14 protein-coding genes are annotated in these 19,308 nt (G+C 40.7%); 5 read left to right on the forward strand and 9 right to left on the reverse strand.

Annotation, left to right across the window (positions count from 1 at the left end):
* Positions 1–2 precede the first annotated feature (2 nt).
* Positions 3–503: a CvpA family protein gene (locus J3U68_RS03200; protein WP_267374551.1), complete on the forward strand. Its 501-nt coding sequence runs from the start codon at positions 3–5 to the stop codon at positions 501–503.
* A gap of 77 nt (positions 504–580) precedes the next feature.
* Entirely contained in the window at positions 581–2,116 is a 1,536-nt protein-coding gene (gene purF / locus J3U68_RS03205) for an amidophosphoribosyltransferase (protein WP_267374553.1), read from the forward strand.
* 150 nt (positions 2,117–2,266) lie between these two features.
* Here the strand turns inward: purF and J3U68_RS03210 are convergent, their stop codons facing one another.
* Positions 2,267–2,842, reverse strand: a complete 576-nt coding sequence (locus J3U68_RS03210; protein WP_267374555.1) for a ferritin-like domain-containing protein — start codon at positions 2,840–2,842, stop codon at positions 2,267–2,269.
* 589 nt (positions 2,843–3,431) lie between these two features.
* On the opposite strand from J3U68_RS03210, the gene J3U68_RS03215 reads away from it, so the two are divergent.
* On the forward strand, positions 3,432–3,989 hold the full coding sequence (locus J3U68_RS03215) for a tyrosine-protein phosphatase (RefSeq protein WP_267374557.1): 558 nt from the start codon (positions 3,432–3,434) through the stop codon (positions 3,987–3,989).
* Positions 3,990–4,225: 236 nt separating this feature from the next.
* On the opposite strand, the gene hrpA is transcribed toward J3U68_RS03215, so the two are convergent.
* The 8 genes from hrpA to J3U68_RS03255 all read right to left on the reverse strand — a co-directional run bounded on the left by hrpA (position 4,226) and on the right by J3U68_RS03255 (position 16,804).
* Positions 4,226–8,251 (reverse strand): ATP-dependent RNA helicase HrpA, encoded by a 4,026-nt coding sequence (gene hrpA, locus J3U68_RS03220; protein ID WP_267374559.1) that lies wholly within the window; start codon positions 8,249–8,251, stop codon positions 4,226–4,228.
* A 324-nt stretch (positions 8,252–8,575) separates the two neighbouring features.
* Entirely contained in the window at positions 8,576–9,334 is a 759-nt protein-coding gene (locus J3U68_RS03225) for an ABC transporter ATP-binding protein (RefSeq protein ID WP_267374561.1), read from the reverse strand.
* A 71-nt stretch (positions 9,335–9,405) separates the two neighbouring features.
* Positions 9,406–10,290, reverse strand: coding sequence for an iron chelate uptake ABC transporter family permease subunit (locus J3U68_RS03230; protein ID WP_267374563.1), 885 nt, complete (start codon positions 10,288–10,290; stop codon positions 9,406–9,408).
* Positions 10,291–10,372: 82 nt separating this feature from the next.
* Positions 10,373–11,341 (reverse strand): ABC transporter permease, encoded by a 969-nt coding sequence (locus J3U68_RS03235; protein WP_267374565.1) that lies wholly within the window; start codon positions 11,339–11,341, stop codon positions 10,373–10,375.
* Between the two features lie 91 nt (positions 11,342–11,432).
* Positions 11,433–12,431 carry a siderophore ABC transporter substrate-binding protein gene (locus J3U68_RS03240; protein ID WP_267374567.1) on the reverse strand — a complete coding sequence of 333 codons (999 nt, stop codon included), beginning with the start codon at positions 12,429–12,431 and terminating at the stop codon, positions 11,433–11,435.
* Positions 12,432–12,509: 78 nt separating this feature from the next.
* The gene (locus J3U68_RS03245; protein ID WP_267374569.1) at positions 12,510–13,316 is read right to left on the reverse strand and encodes a siderophore-interacting protein; all 807 of its coding nucleotides are present in this window, start codon (positions 13,314–13,316) and stop codon (positions 12,510–12,512) included.
* Positions 13,313–14,260, reverse strand: a complete 948-nt coding sequence (locus J3U68_RS03250) for an alpha/beta hydrolase (RefSeq protein ID WP_267374571.1) — start codon at positions 14,258–14,260, stop codon at positions 13,313–13,315. The genes J3U68_RS03245 and J3U68_RS03250 overlap by 4 nt, the downstream gene beginning before the upstream one ends.
* A 315-nt stretch (positions 14,261–14,575) precedes the next feature.
* Complete coding sequence (locus J3U68_RS03255; RefSeq protein WP_267374573.1) at positions 14,576–16,804, reverse strand: FepA family TonB-dependent siderophore receptor; 2,229 nt, start codon at positions 16,802–16,804, stop codon at positions 14,576–14,578.
* A 352-nt stretch (positions 16,805–17,156) separates the two neighbouring features.
* On the opposite strand from J3U68_RS03255, the gene J3U68_RS03260 reads away from it, so the two are divergent.
* Both J3U68_RS03260 and J3U68_RS03270 read left to right on the forward strand, forming a co-directional pair.
* A complete protein-coding gene (locus J3U68_RS03260; RefSeq protein WP_267374576.1) occupies positions 17,157–17,963 on the forward strand; it encodes a hypothetical protein in 807 nt (268 codons plus the stop codon).
* Between the two features lie 336 nt (positions 17,964–18,299).
* Positions 18,300–18,842 carry a pilin gene (locus tag J3U68_RS03270; protein WP_323811422.1) on the forward strand — a complete coding sequence of 181 codons (543 nt, stop codon included), beginning with the start codon at positions 18,300–18,302 and terminating at the stop codon, positions 18,840–18,842.
* Positions 18,843–19,308: the final 466 nt, after the last annotated feature.

Here is a 19,308-nt window from a genome sequence, read left to right on the forward strand (position 1 = left end):
GCATGACCACGTTTGATTTATTTGCACTTGGTTTTATTTTGCTGACCACGGTGATGGCCATGATGCGTGGACTGGTAAATGAAGTAGCTTCTTTGCTAAGCTGGATTGTGTCATTCATTGTAGCAAAATTTTTTGCTACACATTTGGCGAATATCGCATTTGCCAGTATGCAACCAAGAGAGATCGCTTTTGGTCTGTCTTTTATCATTATTTTTGTGATCATGATGATTGTGCAACGTTTGTTTCGTACTTTAATCACTACTTTTTTGCAATCTATGGGATTGGGAGGAGTGAATCGTTTTTTGGGTGCCTGTTTCGGAATTGTTAAAGGGGTAATTATGGTGACTTTGGTTGTCATCATTTGTTCTTTCACTGATTTACCACAAACGCCAACATGGCGTAATTCGGCAACTGCCAGCACTTTTGGACACATAGCTTTGCTGGCGATTCCCTATTTGCCATCCTCAGTAATTGAAAAATTACCTTCTTCAACGGTAAGATAGTAATGGAATATAACTATATCTCGCGCGTTTTATCTATTTAGAACGCGCGTATTTTTTTGTCTTGAATGGAGTTTCAGATGTGCGGTGTTTTGGGTATTGTTGCTCATGAAGGGGTTAATCAGTTGTTGTATGACGGTTTACAAATGCTACAGCACCGTGGTCAGGATGCTGCCGGAATTGTGACCGCTGAAGGCACTATGTTTCACATGCATAAAGGGCGAGGAATGGTTCGGGATGTATTCCGAACGCGTAATATGCGTGAATTAGTAGGACAGGTTGGTATTGCCCATGTACGTTATCCTACTGCCGGTAATGCCAATTGTAGTGCTGAAGCCCAGCCTTTTTATGTTAATTCTCCGTTTGGTATTGTACTGGCACATAATGGCAATCTGACCAACACTGAAGAATTATTCAAGAATGTCTGTTTTGGTGATCTTCGCCACATTAATACTCGTTCTGATTCGGAGGTTTTACTGAATGTTTTGGCTTGTGCGTTGGAACATCAGGTGGGTGATCGAACTTCTTTGAATCTGGAAGATATTTTTGCTGCTGTGACTGCTTTACATCAGCGTGTTCATGGAGCTTATGGGGTGGTTGCCTTAATTGCTGGATATGGTTTGTTGGCATTTCGTGATCCGTTTGGAATACGGCCGTTATGTTTGGGCAAGCGAGTAAAAAACGGAGAAACTGATTTTGTGGTGGCTTCTGAATCAGTGGTTTTTCCCAGTTTGGATTTTGAATTAATGCGCGATGTAGCTCCAGGAGAGGCGATATTTATCAGTAACGATGGTCAATTATTTTCCCGTCAATGTGTACAACAGCCACATTTAATGCCATGTTTATTTGAATATGTCTATTTCGCCCGTCCAGACTCGGTTATGGACGGAGTATCAGTTTATCAGGCACGGCTGAACATGGGTATCACGCTGGCCGAGAAGGTGAGGCGAACGCTCAATTTAGATGATATTGATGTGGTTATGCCGGTGCCGGATACCAGTCGCCCTAGTGCTATGGAATTGGCGCAACATCTTAATAAACCGTACCGTGAAGGGTTATTTAAAAACCGCTATATTGGTAGAACGTTTATTATGCCGGGACAATCTGTGCGGAAGAAGTCGGTACGGCAGAAACTTAATCCAATGAATTATGAATTTAAGGGAAAAAGAGTGTTGCTGGTTGATGACTCTATTGTGCGAGGCACCACCAGCCGTGAAATAGTTGATATGGTTCGAGAAGCAGGGGCAACTAAGGTTTATTTTGCCTCAGCAGCTCCGGCGGTTTTATTTCCAAATGTTTACGGTATTGATATGCCCACGCGTGAAGAGTTGATATCTTATCAGCGTGATGCAGATCAGGTGGCTGAGGAAATCGGTGCTGATGGTGTGGTTTTTCAAGATTTGGAGGATCTTAAAGCAGTGGTTTTAAGTCTGAATCCGCAAATCGAAGGATTTGACAGTTCTTGCTTTGATGGTCGCTATATTACCGGAGATATTGATGAAGCCTATTTACAACGGCTGTCAGATAATAAACATAATCTGGTTACCTTCGCGGTGCCGGGGCTGATCGAGCACAGTGTGAGTGTGCAGGAAAATGAAGATGATGAAGAGGATTAAATGGTTGAGTTTGTCGGTGGTTGCGCAGTGAAGAATTTGCAGAAGGAATGATATTGATTGGCAATGAATTTTGTTGACAGGTGGTTTTGATGGTCATGACGGTATAGATAAAATATCCGCACGGAAGTGGTGCGGATATTTTGGAGAATATTAGATGATTTTGCTTGATACTGGTTTTCCGTCTAAACCTTCCATCATATCCGATAATTCATCGGCATGATCTTCCTCCTCAGCAAGTATGTGTTCCAGCATACGTTTGGTGGTGGTATCGTAATCGCCTACGTACATGATGGTTTGACGATATAAGTCAATAACAATGCGCTCTGCAATTAGATCTGATTCAACCATGTCACGTAAGGTTTCGCCTTCTACGTATTCGGTTGGCGAGCGTTGGATGAAGACATCGGGATTCAGATCTGGTTCACCGCCAAGCTGTGTGATACGTTCTGCCAACATTTCTGCATGTTTTTGTTCTTGCTCAGCATGCTCCATAAATTCTTCTTTAACTGCGTCCATAAACAAACCCTTAGCCATATAATAATGACGTAAATAGCGCAATACGCATACCCATTCTGACGCCAAGGCTATGTTGAGCATTTCTATGACTTTATTGACATCCAGTTCGTAAGTTGAGGTTACTGCACCATCTTGATAATTTTTGCGCGCGTTGGTTCTTAATTCATCAAAGGTGCTGAATTTTACGTCGCGTTTAAGTGGTTTGCCCATTTTGAATCTCCTTATTTTTATTTAAAAATTAAGACTTTTGTCTTTGTATTTTTAAGTAAACTACTATTGCTCAAAGCTGTCTACGTAGATTCTTTTAAGATAAGTAATTGTTAATTATCAATTTTTCAATATTGTTATTTTTTATTTTTTTGGGTAAATATTGATTTTTGCTTTTTTATTTGGCAAGGGTTAAGTTTTGTTTAAGGAATTGATTATATGATTGAGATGTTGATCATATGCTGACTTTATTGTCGTTAACTGGGTTTGCGTATTTCTCTATAAAGACTTGGTTTGTATGATGTTGAAGTCCAGTTAGGCTGTCAATGAGGGCAATATATTCATAACAGGTCTATTTAGCAGAGGGCTGTTTGGTACAAGTAGCAGCATAGTCTGGCATTGATTTATGTTATGATTTTTGATTAATGTGGGTCTGGGTATGAGAGGGATTGGCTGAATGGGAACATTGATTGACCTTTGAAATGATATTTTACTGTTTTGCTTCGATTTACTTACCATAAATATGTATGACGATGATGTTGGATTCTGCTTTTAGAAAAGTTTTTGTTACATGCTCATAATGATAAATAAGATGCTGCGATTTGGTATAAATTGGTTGACTAAATTCATTAATTTTATGTTTGTAGTGTGTTTGATTGCCAGTGGCTGTCAGACGCAAATCAACCAACCAACTAATTTACCCAATAATTTTTATCGGATATCTGAAGATCTTTTTCGGTCTGAACAACCGACAGCACAAGAGATGCAATATCTTGAAAAAATGGGTGTCAAAACGATTATTAATCTGCGTCAATGGCACAGTGATGAAGCTGAAATGGTGGACACGAAATTGTCAGCAGTTGCTGTTAAAATGCGTGCCGGTAAAATCACTGATGCAAAGGTTATTGAGGCGCTACGAGCAATACATCGTTATCCAAAACCGGTTTTAATTCATTGCTGGCATGGTAGTGATCGTACTGGTGTGGTTGTGGCAATGTATCGGATGGTTTTTCAAAACTGGACTAAATCTCAGGCAATTGAAGAATTAATGAAGCCTGAATTTGGACATCACTATAATGTTTACCCCAATATCGTCAAATATATTGAAAATGTTGATGTGGAAAAGATCCGTGTTGCGGTATTTAATTAGGTGCTCATTGTATAAATTAGAGGCTCGTTGTGGTTAATGCTAGCAATACAAAGACATAATTTTTAGATTTTTTTATCGGTATTGTTGTCCAGCTTGTTACATTATAGTTTCGTAATACTGAGCTAGACTTCGCCAACTGCATATTCATGATTTTATAGGCTGAGGTTTTGTTTCTTATTGTGGCTAATTGTTGAGCACACAAATATGATTAATATTTGTGTGCTTTGGTCGTGGTTTTATTTTATTGCAATCAGCTTATCCCATTCTTTACTCAGCCGTTTAGCGGAAACGGGATATGGGGTTTTGAGCTCTTGAGCAAACAGTGAGACGCGTAATTCTTCCAGCATCCAGCGAAAATCAGCAATAGCAATGGGTATGGGCTGATTGTCTTGTTGATATTGCTGAACTTTGGTTTGCCAGATGGTGGTCAGTCCTTGCACATCGGCTTCTCGTGCTGCATCTCTGGCTGGGTTAGCGCCATATTTATCCATGCGTTTGATCATGGCTTGCAAGTAAATCGGCAATCGAGGCCATTGTTGCCATGGTGTGGCACTGGCAAAGCCTGGGTAAATTAGGTTGTCAAGGTGCTGTCGCAGTAGTTGAGTTAAGGGATGTCTGCCCAGATGACTGTTGACTTCTGCATAAGCTTGAGCGGTTTGCAAAGCATAGCGATTAACGGCTTCTTTTACCGCAGGCAAACGACTACGGGCACGCTTCAATTGTTCTTTGAATGCTTTTTCATCCCGCGGTAATTCATCATCACCGATTAATGCCCGGTCAAGTACGGTTTGGGTTAGATCTTGGCGTAAAGTATCTGTGCCAAGGTGTTTTAGAAACATGGCGATTTGGGTGAAATCCGCTAGTCCTTTATTGAGGTCTTTAACTTGTTCTTTCAGTTGCATACTCATTAATGCAATCACGCCCTTTCGGTGTGCTTGAGTAGCTGCCTCGGCTGTATCAAATAATCTGAGGGCGATGGTGCCATTTTTCTGGTTTTGTAACGCCAGATAGCCGGTGAGCTGTTGCTGCGCACGAGCAAATTTAATGCTTTCCGGTAAGGAACCGATATCCCAATTGGTTATATTGTCTCGCTCAAATTCGTTGCTATTATCGCGGAAGGTTACTGCTGCTGCTTGCCCCAATTGTTGTTGCAAAAGGTTGATATCGCGACCGGTGGCCAGTTCTGTTCCACTGTCATCTACTATGATGATGTTGAAATAACAGTGGGCAGGCAGTTGCTGGGTACGCCAATGGTCTAGATCGATTTGATTGAGCAATTGCATATCACCACTTTGTTTTGCAATGGCGCGAGCCAGTTGGGGCAATAAAGGTGCATTGATGTCTGGATTGCTATTGAGAAATGCCGTAATGAAATCAGGTACGGGAACGCAAATGCGTCGTATTTGTTTAGGCAATGCTTTGATCAATAATTGTAGTTTTTCCCGGATCATTCCAGGTACCAGCCACTCAAGCCGAGCAGCATTAATGCGGTTGAGTAAGGGTAGGGGAATGGTGACGGTAACGCCGTCTAAAGGATGATGAGGTTCAAAGCGATAGGTAAGTGGGCACTGACCGTCTTTGGTATCAAGGTATTCAGGAAACTGGCTTTCGGTGACGTTGCTAGCAGCATGTTGCATCAGGTCATCACGACTAAGATACAGTAGTTTTGGATTGTCTTGTTCAGCCTGTTTGCGCCACATTTCAAATGTGCGGATATCGGCTAAGGGCAACTGACGACCACGATTTTCAACGCTGGCAGGTAAGCGTTGATCATAAAAGCTAAATAAGGCCTCTTCATCAACCAAAACGTCCTGTCGGCGTGATTTGTGCTCCAATTCTGCAACTTCATCAATCAGTTGTCGATTATGGCGGAAAAATGGTGCATTGAGTTTGCATTCCTGTGCCACTAAGGCACCACGAATAAATATTTCGCGTGCTTCGGTTGGATTGATGCGGCCATAGGCGACTGGTCTTCGTGGTAATACGGTTAACCCATATAGAGTGATGCGTTCGCTGGCGACCACTTCGCCGCGTTTTTGTTCCCAATGTGGCTCGAAATAATGATAACGTAGCAGGTGGGGCACTTCACTTTCGATCCATTCTGGTTCGATTTTACCGACATCACGAGCATACAGGCGCGAGGTTTCGGTTAATTCTGCTGCCACCACCCATTTCGGTTTGCTTTTGAACAATGAAGATGCTGGGAACAGATGAAAATGAATTCCTCGTGCGCCGATATAGTCATGGCCTTCTGGACTCTTTAAACCAATATTGGCGATTAAGCCGGTCAGTAGTGCGCGGTGAATCTGTTCATAACTTGCTTCTTTAGCTTGTTGTCGATTATGTCGCTGCTGACGGCGCTCGATTTGTTTCTGTTTCAGTTTGGCGGATAAGTCCTGATCTGGATGAGGATTGTTTATGGGTTGTTCAATATTATTGACCGGTGTTTGACGGTAAACCGAAGTTTTATCCGTTAACCCCATGTCGATAGCAATTTGTGCCAGTTGATGATGTAACTCACGCCATTCTCGCATACGCAGATGAGAGAGAAAGTATCGATGACACCACTGTATCATTTGACGATTGGATAAACCTTTATCACGCTCGCGCTGATATGAATCCCAGATATTCAGGTAGGCAAGAAAGTCGGATTGTTTGTCATTAAAGCGCTCATGCGCTTTGGCTGCGGCCTCGCGTGCTTCCATGGGGCGTTCTCGCGGATCCTGAATAGAAAGTGCAGCGACGATGATCAACATTTCTGCCACGCATTGAAGGCGAGAGCCAGCCAAAAGCATGCGACTAATACGTGGATCCACTGGCAGACGTGCCATTTGTTCGCCCAGTTTGCTCAGCTGGTTTTGTTCGTTTACCGCACCCAGTTCAAGTAAAATTTGATAGCCGTCATTGATGTAACGCTGATCAGGAGCCTGTAAAAAAGGGAATGCGTTAATATCACCAAGTTTGAGGCTAAGCATGCGAAGAATGACGGCAGCCAGACTGCTACGGATAATTTCTGGATCGGTGAAAGCAGGGCGCTGATCAAAATCTTGTTCGCTATACAGGCGAATACAGATGCCGGCAGCAACACGACCGCAACGTCCTGCACGCTGGCGTGCAGCGGCTTGACTGATGGGTTCTATATGGAGTTGTTCTACTTTAGCACGTGCAGAGTAGCGTTTGACTCGTGCCAATCCGGTGTCAATAACGTAGCGAATACCAGGCACGGTGAGCGAGGTTTCGGCTACGTTGGTGGCGAGTATTATTCGGCGTTGTCGCCCACTGGGATGAAATATTTTATGTTGTTCGGTGGCAGAAAGGCGTGCAAATAAGGGTAAGATTTCATCATTTTGTCGTAGTGGAGAGTGTTGAAGTGCATGAGCTGCTTCACGTATTTCACGCTCACCCGGCAGGAATATGAGGATATCGCCATTGCCTTCGCGAGCCAGCTCATCTGCTGCATCGACTATGGCATCGTTAATTTCAATTTCTGCTTCATCCGCATCGGTAGTATGCAGAGGGCGATAGCGGATTTCCACCGGATAGGTACGGCCAGATACTTCGATTACCGGTGCAGCTTTACCTTGAATGGTGAAGTGTTGGCTAAAGCGTTCTGCATCGATGGTGGCTGAGGTGATGATGACTTTGAGGTCTGGTCGACGGGGCAAAAGTTGCTTTAAGTAGCCTAACAGAAAGTCGATATTTAAACTGCGTTCATGGGCTTCATCAATAATGATGGTGTCGTAAGCGGTTAAAAAATGGTCGGTTTGACTTTCTGCCAATAAAATACCGTCGGTCATCAGTTTGATATAACTTTGCGCAGCTGTTTTATCGTTAAAACGTACTTTATAACCAACAATTTGCCCAATCTGGCTGTGTAATTCTTCCGCGATCCGTTCTGCTACGGATCTGGCTGCTAATCGTCTAGGCTGGGTATGGCCAATCAGACCGGCCACACCACGACCCAATTCCAGGCAAATTTTGGGCAATTGAGTGGTTTTACCTGATCCGGTCTCACCACAAACAATGACTACTTGATTCTCAGCAATGGCGTTTTTGATTTCAGCGCGCTTTTCATGTACAGGTAATGTGTTGTCATATTCCGGTACAGGTAAGTTGTGCAGTCGTTGCATGTAAATCTGATGGGAGCGCTGGTAACGGCTGTTTACTTTTTCCTCTCCGCCAAAACGGGTCGGATTTTTACAAGCACGTTGCAGAAAGTAGCGATCTTTACTCAGGATTTGATTGAATTCGTATGCTGACATGGCACAGTCACTGCCGTAAATTTAATGAATAAGCTTATTATATCAAATTTGGCAAAAATGCTTTTTTGATACAGGAATGTGGGCGATTAAATAAATCTGTTAGCAGGTGAGACTATTTTTGCTGGTATTAATTTAATGTTGAAATATGAAAATTAATAGGAATACAGTGAGTTGAGTAATCCCAACCCAAAGGTATTGCCACCTAAATCGATTTATATTGATTTAATGTGCGCAAAAGTATGAAAGTTAGATGATCATAAGGATTGAATGATCTGATCTTAGTACTATCGATCATCACTAAGTTATGGTTCTGCACTAGATCAATTAATGATGGTGTATGACTAGAGGTTTACCTTTATGTTCTATCACTTCAACCTCTAAATTAAATATAGTTAGCATATTATCTGTAGTTATGATCTCTTTAGGAGAGCCTTGCATAATAATCTGGCCGTTTTTCAAGGCCACGATGTTATCTGCATAGGCTGCAGCCATATTAATATCGTGCACCACCATAACCGTTGTTAATCCTTGTTCTTGGGTCAGCTGACTCAGTAATCGCATCAGCTCGCGCGCATGATACATATCAAGGTTATTCAATGGCTCATCGAGGATGATGTGTTTGGTTTGTTGACAAAAGGTCATGGCAACCAAAGCACGCTGACGCTGTCCTCCAGAAAGAGCGCTCAGATAGCGGTGCTGAAGTGTTTGCAATTCGAATGCGTGTAAAATCTGATCCACGATCAGCTGATCATGGTGGTTGACCCGTCCTTGATTGTGCGGATAACGACCAAAAAGCAATAAATCGCGTACGGTGATGCGACTGTGAATATCATTATCCTGTGACAGTATCGCCAATTTTTGAGCAATAACTGTGAAGTTACTGTGATTAACGTCCAGTTCATCCAGATAAATGCTACCTTGTTGTATTGATTGCAGCCGGGCTATCAATGAAAACAAAGTTGATTTTCCGGCACCATTTGGTCCGATCAGAGCGGTAATGCTGTGATCTGGAATGACCAGATTGATATCGTGCAGAATGGTGGTGCCATTTATTTGATGATTGAGATGATTGATGGTAATCATGTGACTGTTTCATTAGGTTTGAAGAAGGTTAATCCTTAGACCAGCAGATTAATTATGATGTTGTTGGCATGTTATGAATATTTGCGACCTAAAACTAACCATAGAAAAACAATTCCTCCACAAAATTCGATAACCACGCTTAATACTCCTTGCATGCCGAGTAAATGTTCAAATATAAACTGACCACCAATTAATATTAATGCTGCCATCAGAAAAGCCGCAGGAATACGCAATGCATGTTGCATGCTGGTAGAGCATAAATTAACCAAAGCACAAATCAATAAGCCGAAAAAACTAACCGGACCGACTAATGCGGTGGATACGGACACCAGCAAAGCAACCCACAATAATATTTGGCGACTAATTTTGAGGTAATTAATCCCTAGTGCAATGGTAGCATCGCGCCCAAGCATTAAAACATCAAGTTGAAAACGCATACGCCAGATCCAGACGATGCTCAACAACATGATAATGATACCGATGCTCAAAGTACTGACATTAACTGACGTAAACTGTGCAAAGTAACTGGTTTGAGCAACAGTAAACATAGTGGGATCAAGTAACCGTTGCAATAGGCTATTACAGCTACGAAACATCACTGCAAAGATCATACCGGTTAGAATGAGACGAGCCAGATCTCCATGGCTGTTTTTGGTTAAGGTGCGAAACAGGAGTAAGGACGCCAACAACATGACCGGCGTTTCAAGAATAAATTTATTAAGTGCGTCAATGCTGCTATAACCAATTGCGCCTACAACAAATACGGTAATGGTTTGCAGTAAAAGATAAAGTGAATCATAGCCCAGCAAGCCTGGGGTCAAAATAGGATTATGGGTCAGAGTCTGAAAAAGTAAGGTTGATACACCAACGGCATAGGCTACTGTCAACAACATCAACAGTTTTTTTCCACGCAACTGAAAAGCAAAATCCCAACTACCTTTGATGCCAAACGTCATAAAAAAAATGCTGGCTAGAATTAACAGAATGCTGAGTGTGAATAAAAATCGCACACCAGAGCGAGTTTGCGACGGTGAAAAACTATGCAGCATGGAGGGGCGACCTTTTGAACAGCAGATATAGAAAGATAACGGTTCCAACAATGCCGAAAATCATGGAAACCGGTACTTCGTATGGGGGATCAATGGTACGACCAATGATGTCACATATCAGTAACATATTGGCACCAAGTAATGCCACAGCAGGTAAATTCTGGCGTAAGCGATCACCGGCCAAACGCGAAACAATATTCGGAACCACCAAACCGATAAAGGGTATTTGCCCCACAGTCACCACCACAATAGCTGTGATCATGGCGACGATAAACAGAGCAATCCACATCAATTGTGCATAATTAATGCCCAGACTGATGCTGATATTTTGACCCAAGCCGGCAATCGTGAGCCGATCAGCGAGCAAATAAATGACCATGGCCATCACGGCTGTTAGCCATAATAATTCGTAACGTCCGGCCAGCACCGCTGAAAAATCACCGGCAAACCAAACTGCGAGCAATTGTAAAGTATTGGTTTCAACGCCGATAAAATTAACCACAGCTTCAATAATACAGCCGTAAATAATGCCAATCAGTGGAATCATGATATGCCGTTGCGGTGGTAAGCGCCGAAATAATAGAATGAACAAAGTCATGCCGAATAACACTGTCACCGTGGCACTGCTCATTTTCGCTAGCTGTGATGCCTGCGGAAAAATAAGAGATACTAACAATACGCCCAATGCTGCGCTTTGGGTTGCCCCCACCATGTTGGGTTCCAAAAAACGGTTATGCAGTACGATTTGTAATACCATGCCAGCTACAGCTAACGTTGCACCGGTGAGTAAAATAGCCAAAGTACGGGGTAACCGACTGTAAATCAGTAAGGAAAAACTACTGTGATCAGTGAAGAGATGATGCCAATCCAAATTTGCAGCACCGATGCAGATACTGGTAATAAGCAAAAATGGCAACAGCAGTAAATTTAGGCTATTTATCTGAGATGGTCGAAACATAAGAACAAACAGAAAGAAAACAGGTAAACGCTTTAGTCTGTCAAATGGTTGCTAAAGCGTAACCTGTTCATCAATGCAAAATATAGGTAGGTTATTTGTTAAAAGCTGTCTTAATATTTGTCAGATCAGTTTTAATTTGTTGCACACCACCAGCGGCTAAATAAGCAGCACTACTTAGATAAATAATATGCCCATTTTTCCATGCTTTGGACTGACGAATGAGCTCATTATCCAGTACAGCTTGTGCCGTTTTTCCTTCTTCTCCAATCGCCGCGGTTCGGTCGAGAACAAAAATCCAGTCTGGATCAATTTTCTGTACATATTCAAAGGAAACGGATTGACCATGCGGTGCAGCTGGAATATTGTTGTCTGCCATCGGAACACCTACTTGAGTGTGGATCCAGCCAAAGCGTGAAGATGAGCCAAAAGCAGAAAGTTTACCGGCATTGACCATCAGAATCAGACCATTTCCTTTTCCTTTAACAGCTTGAGCAGTTTCATTCAGCAAATTCTGTATATCGCCATGCAATTTTTGTGCTTCAGCTTCTTTTTTGAATAATCGACCATAGGTATCCAGTCGTTTCAAACCGTCACCGATTAAGTCTTGCCCATTATCAGACATATCTATTGTCGGAGCGAGTGCTGAAAGTACATCATATTTGGGGGCACTTCGGCCGGCAATAATGATCAGTTGTGGTTTCAAGGCATTTAATGCTTCCAGATCTGGTTCAAACAAAGTGCCGACATTGCTGACAGATTTTAGCTTTTCCTGTAGGTAAGGCACCAAAACTTTTTTTGGTGCTCCTTTAACCACTACGTTCAAGGCTTGTAAATCATCCAAAGTAGCCATATCAAATACTGCTACATCAGTTGGATTTTCCGGTACGATCATTTCACCTCGTGCGGTATTGATTGTAATCGTTGGTCCATTGATGGTGGTGCTAGGCATAGCTGTGGCATTACTTGCAACCGCAGATTCAGTTGAGCTATGAATAGCCTGATTATCCCCACCATTTTTTTTGTCACAGGCCGAGAGTAAAGACAGTGCCAAAACAGATAAAACAAAAGGCTTCCAATCAAATTTAAACATATTAGAACTTCCTATCATTATCGTTTACATGAATGATACTGCTTGAACCAAGCAGAGTGAACTTTTGCTAACCGAGCATTATTCATCTATGAATTTATGCCGAGCTGTATGATAATTTTCTTCCGTTCTGCCATCATGCCAGTAAGGAACGGCATAATGTCGCTTGGGTGGTAAATGCCATTTATCACGCAAATGTGCGCGGATGGGCATGACCAAGGATGCTTCACCCGCAATCCAGGCAAAATCATCTTCAATCATCGGTGCTAGGTTAGAAACACAATTTAAAACAGCAGGAATCTGCTTTAAATTACCGTAAAATTCATGTAAGTTCATACCTGCAGGTAGTTGAAGTGTCGCTGGTAGATCTTCTACTTGTGGTAAAAGCACGATGACATCGCCTTTAGCTGACTGATCCATATCGGCTAAAAGAGCCTCTAAGGCGGGTAGTGCGGTAATATCAGCCACAAACAGATAGCGAAGAGCTGATTTCACCATTGGAAATGGTCCACCAGGTGAGCTGATCCCCAGCAAATCATTAAGCTGAGCCTGCTCTGCAAAGGCAGAGGCCGGACCATTATCACCATGTTTGACAAAGTCTATAGTCACCGTGCACTGCTGAGCATCATAATCACGCAAAGTATAAGTTCGGACAATAGGTTTATTATCTGGATCTTCCCAACTAAAACCATGATTTAAAAATTGCGGCAATTGCGGTTTATTTTGACCACTAGGAGCCAGAAAAATTTTTAAATGAGCACCATTATACTGGTGAGGATATTGAGCCAGTTCGGGACTATATAAAACCAAACGCCGCAAATTTGGACTCAAATCAATAATTTCAATTACTCGTACCAGATAAGCGCAGGGAGGGGGAATATTTGTCATTGTTTATGTTTTAGTATGGGTTGAAATAAAACCAGTTGTAAACTTTTCCCAAATAGAGATCCGTGGTTTTCCTGTGGGAACTGCTCATATCTGACCACTAAATCAGTATGATGTTGTAACTGATCGATTAAATTTTTCACCAAATTTGCCTGTTTAGCCGTCAATTTATTTCGCGTATTGATTCGTGCAGCGATCTGCGGGTTTTTAGGTAACTTACTCGTGTTCATTTTACCGTTCATCATCCACAGACTTTTGCCGGCTAAAGCCACTTTTTGTGTTAATAAGGCATTGGTTTCTGTCTGAATGATGTCACTATGCAGCCAGATAGATGGATCAGCAGCAATATAATGTTGAAAAAGATCTGGTCGCGTCAATAAAGTGTGTACCACAAATAAACCGCCATAAGAATGTCCCCATAATGTTTGTTGCTGCAGATTGATCGGAACGCTTTGCTTTACTGCAGGCATAACTTGATACTGAATAAAATCCAGAAAAAGATCTGCACCACCATTCAAACGGCTTGGATCCAATGGGTCTTGATTGTCATCAACTGGAGCAATGGTGTAATCAAAGGCGCGAGCTTGAAAATCATACCGTTTATCAGTGTGATTACCCAATAAAATCAATACGGGTGGCGAAGATTTTTCTGCCAGCAGATGAAGATTATCTGGGGTAAGAAAATCCAATACTGCATTACCATCTAGCGCATAAAAAACCGGATAGCCATCGGGTGGTGCTTTTTGGTCGGGAATGGCAACGTAAATGCGATATGACCGCTGTCCATCTGCAGATGACATCGGTATAGTGATAAAATGATAACCAGCGTTTTGCTGTGTTAATACAGCAAGGTTTACCTCTTGATTCATATTTGGCTGAGCTTTGGCGGTATTGTGCAAGATTAAGGCCGTTACAAACATTAATAAAAAAATAATTACCTGACGCATATTTAATCTTTCCGTCATGCTATTGATATGTCAATCATATATAAATAACATGACGGTGAAGTATAGAAACATTGCTGCAAGCATACAGCGATGTCAAGTTATAAAGATTTAATTTATTAATAACCATTAATGCTGATCATTCAATCCCATAGCTAGATGAATGATAAAAAACGGGTTATGGATAAATATAAATAATAATCATTCCTATTTAATCGACTATAACAGTTTTTTTCGGCCAAGTCACGCTATAAATTAAAGTTGTATAACTTAGAAAAAAATATAGTGCTCACCCTTATAGTCTGTATCATCATCGGTTTAAAAAGAAACCTTCATATTAGCCCACAATGCTCGACCGCGCTCATTATAAGTGTAAGCCGTTCCGCGCAAAGTAGAGGCAAATATGCGTTTATTAAAAATATTTGTCATTCCTGCTCTGATATTAAAGTGTTTATTAACAGCATAGCCGGCAGAAATTCCCCAGATACCATAGCTACCGATTTCTTCTCCACTGAGACCTATGCTCCCTTGTCCACCATTACCTCTTCCAGCTTCCACTGGATTTACCGGTACCATTCTGGGTTTTTGGCGACCGTAGAAAGTATAGGTTAATAAAGTATCCCATCTTTCCGTGGGCGTCCATGATAAAGAAGAATTAATAGTATATTTAGGGATAACCGATAAAGGATTACCAGTATCCTTATTTTTCGAATTAAACATATAAGTGAAATTACTTACCCATTTCAACTTATCCGTTAATGGCAGGGTCAAATTACCTTCTAAACCCTCAACCACTGCCTTGCGCGTATTAGTCCATTCAAAATAATCATATCCCCCAGGTCTACCTCCTTGCGCAATGATTCCAGTAAAAATAATCTGCCTTCCCGCTTCAATCTTATTTTTATAATCATTACGAAAATAAGCTAGTGAGGCCAAATATCCATTCCGACTAAATTCAAAGCCCAATTCTTTATTAATACTTGTTTCCGCTTTCAAATGACTATTACCTATCAGATAACAGCCACGTCCCCCTCCAGAAGAAGTAGCACATCCATTCCCTCTGCTATATAGCATATAACTATCAGTGCTCTGATATAAATTCGGCACCTTATAAGCCCGAGCAATGCCTCCTTTAATCCGCCAGTTTGGATGAATTTGCCAAGCCATATTTAAAGCAGGGCTGAAATTTCCACCGGTTTTAGTATTGTGATCATATCGCAGCATTGGCACCAGACTAAACGCATTCGATAGAGATACATTATCTTCAATATAAGCTGCCCAACTGCTTAAACTAGGCGTGTAATTAACCGTTGCAGGATAAATGGCACCAGGTAGTATGGTGCGACGTAAACCGTCGGGATCGTCTAACTTGTCATGCTGATATTCAGCACCAATCGTCAATACATGCGCTACACCTAACTCAAAAGGTAAATGCACTTCACCTGTTAGGCGCTTGGTGGTCAGCACACTATCTGTATAATGAATATTTTCTGTACCTAGATCCTGACATAAACCTTCTGGGCCACCAGCTAAGGCTTCAGAACAGTGGCTATTGGTCGTTTTGTCATACTGGGCCACCAATTTAGTATCTCCCCAATTCCACACCCCTTCATGAGTCAAAGCCAAACTTTGCCGATAGATTCGCCGAGTTTCCTTGCCCCATAAACTTTTAGTGTAATCGGTTTGCATATTGTTTGGTCCATCACCATTATAGCGATTACCCTGACGACTGAAACTGCCATCAAAAGTCAGCGTTTGTGCTGGAGATAGGCGCCAAGCCAAACGGCCTCCCACATCTTTATTGATCAAGCCTTCCTGACCAGCAACCATAGATTTACTGTTTTTGGTTAAATCTCGTTGATTGATAAAAGGCGAATCGGCTGCAGTATGGTTAAAATTACCATAAAGACGAAATCCGAGTTTATCCTTAAAAATAGGCCCACTTAAATCAAATCCAATCCGATTGGTTTCCCCTTCTTGATTATCGGCGGGGCGGTTGATATAAGCATCAATAGACCCATGAAATTCATTACTGACTTTTTTGGTCACAATATTCACCACCCCCCCAGCTGCGCCTGATCCGTAACGCGCCGCAGCCGGTCCGCGAATCACTTCAATTGATTGTATTTCTGCTGCTGGTACCCAATTACTATCACCAATCGTATTCCTTTCACCGCGCCAGCTCATACGCGCACTACTACGAGATGTCACCGGACGACCATCAATCATAATCAGCGTATTTTCAGGTCCCATGCCACGAATATCAATTTGACGCTTATTACCATACTGACCGGAGGCAGTGTTGCCAGTTAGATTGACTCCTGGCATGGTACGTATCAACTCAGAAATATCATTAACAGGGATTTTGCGTGCAATATCCTCAGCATCTATTTTTGAAACACCCAATGATTGTTTAACTTGTTTTTCAGCCGTCACATAAATATCGTTCAGTTTGGCTGCATCTGATTCTGTAGCATAGGCAAAGCTACAGTTCACTAGCAGAGGGATTAAAGCCAGTTTAAATAAAGGAAAAGTATAATAATTCATAAAATAAGAATTCAATTAAAAATAGAATAATAATGAGAATCATTACTAATTGCAAATTAGTAACATCCTTTTCTAACAAAAAACCACAACAACTTAATTATTGAAAAATCTATTTTGCATGGGATTACATAATTCAGTTAAATGTGTCAAAAATTGGCAGTTGATAATTACATTAGCTAAAGTTGTTAACACGAGAAATTTTCTTTCGATTGCTAAAATGATGAATAAATAAAAGAATTTTTTTCTACTAAAAATTTAAAAAAATATATTTAGCTTTAACTGCTGGTATTTTTTAGGTTTTTCCTACAAAATAGCGCACTTATTGCAATCTTAACAAAAATGATAATCCGTTATGCAAAAACAATTATTACCTTTTTATCATCATTTAATCATCATAATATTTACATTTTTCACACTTCAAATTGCAGCAGAACCATTAAAAGAACAATTGTTTACAGAACCAAAAGACCAACAAATATTACCGCTGAAAAATATTTGTTCCAGATCACCTTGGGCAAATATAGTTTGGATACATGTACATGATGATGAAGAAACCGCCAGAGAAGTAGCCTTACAAACTTTGTCACATCTACAGCAAGGCTGCTTATTAGATTTACAGCATGGTGGCAGTAGAGATATTTATGTTCAAAACGCCGATATAAGCTATCATTTTGATCCTAATAGAATATTTACCCAGCAGGGGAGGCAGGAAGCAATAAAATGTGATGATGGTGATTGTCGCTTGGCCATGCCGGAACTGACTCAGGCAGTTGAACAATTAATCAGCCAATATCTGCAATATGCACAACTGATCGTTGCCGTGCATAACAATCATGCTCACGGATTATCTATTTTGCATTACGCCAATGGTTCAGCCGGAGCCAACGATACCTTGCAAACAGCGATCAATCCACAGCAAAATCCACATAATTTTTTCTTAGTTACATCTCGGCAAGCCTATGAATTTTTATCTAAACGAGGGTTTAACGTGATACTACAAGATAATGATCGAGTACAAGATGACGGATCTTTATCAGTTTGGGCTGCACATAAGAAGATAGACTACATCAATATTGAAGCAGAAAGAGGGCACAACGATAATCAGGTAGAAATGCTGCACGCAGTATGGGCATATATGCAAACATATTATTTAAAATGAAAAAAAATATAATAAGAATAGCTTCGCAGTCCTATTGCGCAAAAATAAAGAGGTAAGAAAATTAAATTAATCTTGTTCTAATGGAATTAAGGGATTAAAAAAGAAAATGAGAATTTATTTAGCAGTTGTATTAGCGTGATGTTTACTTTGTTGATTAACCAAAATTAAATAATTGATTTTAAATGATTTAAAAAAATTCATAAAGTTGGCACAGTTTATGCTTGTAGTGCAAGTGAAGTGAGTAGAATAAAATTATTAAAAATTTTAGTTAACGAAAGCTGAAAAAATTTAATTTATTTGCAGTATGTTTTTAACTTAACCTCCCAGGAGTAAATAATGAAATCTTTACAAAAAGGTTTTACTTTAATTGAATTGATGATCGTTATTGCGATTATTGGTATTTTGGCTGCTATTGCAATTCCTCAATATCAAAACTACATTGCCCGTTCTCAGGTTACCCGTGCTATGTCTGAAGCTGGTTCTTTGAAAACTGTAGTTGAAACTTGTATGTTGGAAGGTAAAACTACTTTAGGTCAAGGTCATAAAGAGTGTCAGTTAGGTGCAACTGGTTCTAATATCCTAGACGGTGACATCCAAGATGGTGCTCCAGCACTTCCAGACGGTTTGGGTGTTCCTCAAGTGACTATTGATGGCTCCAGCAATAAAGCAACAGTTACTGCAACCTTTGGTCACAGTGCAGCCACTATGCTACATTCAAATACTGTAACTTGGTCTCGTGATTCTTCTGGTTCTTGGACTTGTAAAACTGATGTAAAACCTAAATTTGCTCCAACTGGATGTGCGATAGGTACTTCTAGCGCCTCTACTGGTGGTAACGGTGGTAACGGTGGTAGTACTGGTGGTGGTACTACAAATTAATAAATTTTCATAATTTGTGAAGAAAAGGCGGGTTTGGCCCGCCTTTTTAGTTATTTATCTTATGTATTTGTTCGAAAAAGATCAGCACTGAAATCTTTTAACTAAATGAATACCTACATACATTTCTCTATAATTATGTAAACTTAGTTAGTTTATGAAAGAAATAAAGTGAAGTTAAGATCATTTAAATCAAATCATCGATCCTTAATATACTTTATGGTATGTGCGCTCATACCTAATTTTTTATTTTGGATCGTAAGTAATTATACTCATACCATCAGATCTTGGATAAATCTAGATTATTTTGTGATCGCTTTATTTTTTTGTATACCATGTATCTGGATTCGATTATTAGCAACCCTTTTATTATTAGTTGATTTTTTTATAGACAGCTTGCTAATTGTTGTTCAATTATTTCCAGTTAAGGGAATCAGTGATTCAATTCAATTGCTACCCCTAATAGGAA

The sequence above is a fragment of the Snodgrassella sp. B3882 genome, from assembly GCF_026535915.1.
GTDB lineage: Bacteria > Pseudomonadota > Gammaproteobacteria > Burkholderiales > Neisseriaceae > Snodgrassella.

Coding starts and splice junctions, on each gene's coding strand:
- J3U68_RS03200 (WP_267374551.1), top strand. CDS start 3: ATGACCACGTTTGATTTATTTGCACTTGGTTTTATTTTGCTGACCACG.
- purF (WP_267374553.1), top strand. CDS start 581: ATGTGCGGTGTTTTGGGTATTGTTGCTCATGAAGGGGTTAATCAGTTG.
- J3U68_RS03210 (WP_267374555.1), bottom strand. CDS start 2,842: ATGGGCAAACCACTTAAACGCGACGTAAAATTCAGCACCTTTGATGAA.
- J3U68_RS03215 (WP_267374557.1), top strand. CDS start 3,432: ATGCTGCGATTTGGTATAAATTGGTTGACTAAATTCATTAATTTTATG.
- hrpA (WP_267374559.1), bottom strand. CDS start 8,251: ATGTCAGCATACGAATTCAATCAAATCCTGAGTAAAGATCGCTACTTT.
- J3U68_RS03225 (WP_267374561.1), bottom strand. CDS start 9,334: ATGATTACCATCAATCATCTCAATCATCAAATAAATGGCACCACCATT.
- J3U68_RS03230 (WP_267374563.1), bottom strand. CDS start 10,290: ATGACGTTTGGCATCAAAGGTAGTTGGGATTTTGCTTTTCAGTTGCGT.
- J3U68_RS03235 (WP_267374565.1), bottom strand. CDS start 11,341: ATGTTTCGACCATCTCAGATAAATAGCCTAAATTTACTGCTGTTGCCA.
- J3U68_RS03240 (WP_267374567.1), bottom strand. CDS start 12,431: ATGTTTAAATTTGATTGGAAGCCTTTTGTTTTATCTGTTTTGGCACTG.
- J3U68_RS03245 (WP_267374569.1), bottom strand. CDS start 13,316: ATGACAAATATTCCCCCTCCCTGCGCTTATCTGGTACGAGTAATTGAA.
- J3U68_RS03250 (WP_267374571.1), bottom strand. CDS start 14,260: ATGCGTCAGGTAATTATTTTTTTATTAATGTTTGTAACGGCCTTAATC.
- J3U68_RS03255 (WP_267374573.1), bottom strand. CDS start 16,804: ATGAATTATTATACTTTTCCTTTATTTAAACTGGCTTTAATCCCTCTG.
- J3U68_RS03260 (WP_267374576.1), top strand. CDS start 17,157: ATGCAAAAACAATTATTACCTTTTTATCATCATTTAATCATCATAATA.
- J3U68_RS03270 (WP_323811422.1), top strand. CDS start 18,300: ATGAAATCTTTACAAAAAGGTTTTACTTTAATTGAATTGATGATCGTT.